This is a genomic window from Paramuribaculum intestinale (genome assembly GCF_003024925.1).
In the GTDB taxonomy this organism is placed as follows: Bacteria; Bacteroidota; Bacteroidia; order Bacteroidales; family Muribaculaceae; genus Paramuribaculum; species Paramuribaculum intestinale.
The window spans coordinates 1-2,413 of sequence record NZ_PUED01000270.1 but is presented as its reverse complement, the minus strand read 5'-3'; the positions used below and the strand labels follow the sequence as shown (position 1 = coordinate 2,413).

The following is a 2,413-nucleotide window of genomic DNA, read 5'->3' as shown; positions in this document are numbered from 1 at the left end:
CTCCCGCGTAGAGGCGTCGACACGCCTTCACTGGCGGCAAAGCGTGGGAAGATTGCACGGTTTTATCTCGCACACGCCTCCAGAGCCAACAACTGGGATCTGGTGGATCTCTCGGCGCCTTACATCATAGGCCGATGGCTGCTCTATCCTGATGCCGACGGAAAGCTTCCCGACCGTGGGATTCTCGACACTCTGGCATCGCACAGCGACCTGTGGCATCAACGGATCGGAATCGTCGCCACCCTCGCGCTGATACGCCAAGGGCAGACGGCCGACACACTCCGGATAGCCACACGCCTGCTCGACCACAGACACGATCTGATCCACAAAGCCACGGGATGGATGCTGCGCGAGGTCGGAAAGAAAGACCCCGGCTGTCTGCTGGAATATCTCGAATCACACTTCAGAGATATGCCGCGCACAGCACTGCGATATGCCATAGAGCGTCTGCCTGAGCCACAACGCCTGTATTGGCTCAAAAGACAATAAAAACCACTACAGACTCAAGACATGAACATAGAAGAAGTAAGAGAGTATGGCCTTTCACTGCCCCACGCTACAGAGCGGTGTCCGTTTGGCTCCGACACGCTGTCGCTTGAAATCGGCGGGAGAATATTCTGCCTGATGACCCTTGATAACCAATGGGATTTCTACAATCTCAAGGCCGATCCGGATTTTGCAATAGAACTGCGCGACAGATACGCAAGCATCCGCCCGGGCTATCACATGAACAAGCGGCACTGGATCTCGGTCGACTTTCATGGCGACGTCCCCGACGCGGTCCATCGCGAACTGATACTCCACTCCTATCGCCAGACAGCCATGAAACTGCCGCGCAATGTGCGCGAACAACTCTCAATCACCTGATAAGACAGAGCGTCGTCCGACGATATCCGACGCAGAACCCCTTCCAACAAAAATCATTTTTTATATCCGGCTCGTCAGTAATCTGCGGCCTGCCGGAGTCATATTTACTTCGACAGCATTATCGAAAGAATCTCGCGGTCGGTCTGCGCCATGCCCTGCAGGCCTATGCGTGTAAGATTGTCGATCGAACGATCCACATCCTCGTCGACAATGCCTTCGAGAGAGCTCACCGAGGTGTCCTCCATGGCCATCAGCGCGGCATATACGGCGGTTGACACCCCTGAGGTCACTTTAAGCGCACAGCTTGGCTTGGCTCCGTCGCATATCATTCCGGTAAGATTGCCTACCATGTTTTTCACAGCGTGACATATCTGACGATATCCGCCACCCATGAGAAGTGTCAGGCCACACGACGATCCGGTGGCTGCGACAACACACCCGCAAAGCGCTGACAGACGTCCGAGCTTCTGCTTGATATAGATGACTGTCAGATGGCTCAAGGCAAGCGCCCGCAGCATCTCGTCATCCGACTTACCGTTCTCTCTGGCATACACCACCACCGGCACCGTCGCCGATATGCCCTGATTGCCGCTGCCCGAATTGCTCATCACAGGAATCATGGCTCCGCCCATGCGCGCGTCACAGGCGGCAGCCGTCAGCGACACTATGTGCGTAAACTGCGTGTCGCCCATCATCTTCGATCCGTGTCTACCGCCCAATATCTTCCCTAAAGCATGGCCGTAATTTCCCTCTATGGATATTCTCGAAGCTGCAAGATTGAGCTTCGACGCCTCAAGCAGAAAGCCCAGTTCGGCGAGCGGCGTTGTCGTGGCGAATTCATAGACCGTTTCGAGTGTCAGATCGGTCGTATGATCCTCGGCGGCATCTCCGTCGGTGAGCCGCTGGTCAAGCACCACATCATTGTCGGCCGAGAGATACACGAAATTGGTATGACCGCCGGCTATGATGGCTACAGTCTTGTGGCCGCCGGCCTCGCAACAGATCTCTATATACAGTTTCTCGGCAATTCCATCCTTGAGCGATATGAATATACGCGAAGCGTCGACCATAGCCTTGCCACGACCCACGGCATCGCTGTCGACATCGCGGAGCACTTCGAGCCCCAGTTCGGGCTTGCCGCATATCGCTCCAAGGGCTATGGCTATGGGCAGACCGGTCATACCGGTGCCCGGAATCCCTACACCCATGGCGTTCTTGATGATATTCGCGCTGAGAGTGGCCGTGATGCGCTCCGGTTCACATCCGAGCATACGCGAGGCCTTGGCCACACAGAGAGCCACGGCTATCGGTTCGGTACATCCTATGGCAGGCACCACCTCGCTTTTGATCAGCGATATGATGCGGGCACGCCGTTCGTTGTCGATCATGGTGAATTTATGAGTATGGAATTATAGAGAATCCTGTCGGACAGGAACTGATCTCCGGTCAGAAGTAATATGTGCCACGCACATACCAGTAGCGGTTGCGTGCGCTGTAGTTGGTGAGTACCTTGGCTTTGACTACATAGGTCATGCCCATATTATAG

3 protein-coding genes are annotated in these 2,413 nt (G+C 55.2%); 2 read left to right on the top strand and 1 reads right to left on the bottom strand.

Annotated features, from left to right (window positions below; all coding sequences use genetic code 11):
• Together C5O24_RS12575 and C5O24_RS12570 are read left to right on the top strand one after the other, a co-directional pair.
• Window positions 1-489, top strand: a 489-nt coding sequence (locus C5O24_RS12575) for a DNA alkylation repair protein (protein WP_133165589.1), incomplete at its 5' end; no start/stop codon positions are given.
• A gap of 21 nt (window positions 490-510) precedes the next feature.
• Entirely contained in the window at window positions 511-867 is a 357-nt protein-coding gene (locus tag C5O24_RS12570) for an MmcQ/YjbR family DNA-binding protein (RefSeq protein WP_107035810.1), read from the top strand.
• Window positions 868-971: 104 nt separating this feature from the next.
• Here C5O24_RS12570 and C5O24_RS12565 read toward each other — a convergent pair whose 3' ends face one another.
• Window positions 972-2,255 carry an L-cysteine desulfidase family protein gene (locus C5O24_RS12565; protein ID WP_107035809.1) on the bottom strand — a complete coding sequence of 428 codons (1,284 nt, stop codon included), beginning with the start codon at window positions 2,253-2,255 and terminating at the stop codon, window positions 972-974.
• Window positions 2,256-2,413 lie beyond the last annotated feature (158 nt).

Bases quoted from the DNA above. Each gene is read 5' to 3' on its own strand.
- C5O24_RS12570 (WP_107035810.1), top strand. From the start codon at position 511: ATGAACATAGAAGAAGTAAGAGAGTATGGCCTTTCACTGCCCCACGCT.
- C5O24_RS12565 (WP_107035809.1), bottom strand. From the start codon at position 2,255: ATGATCGACAACGAACGGCGTGCCCGCATCATATCGCTGATCAAAAGC.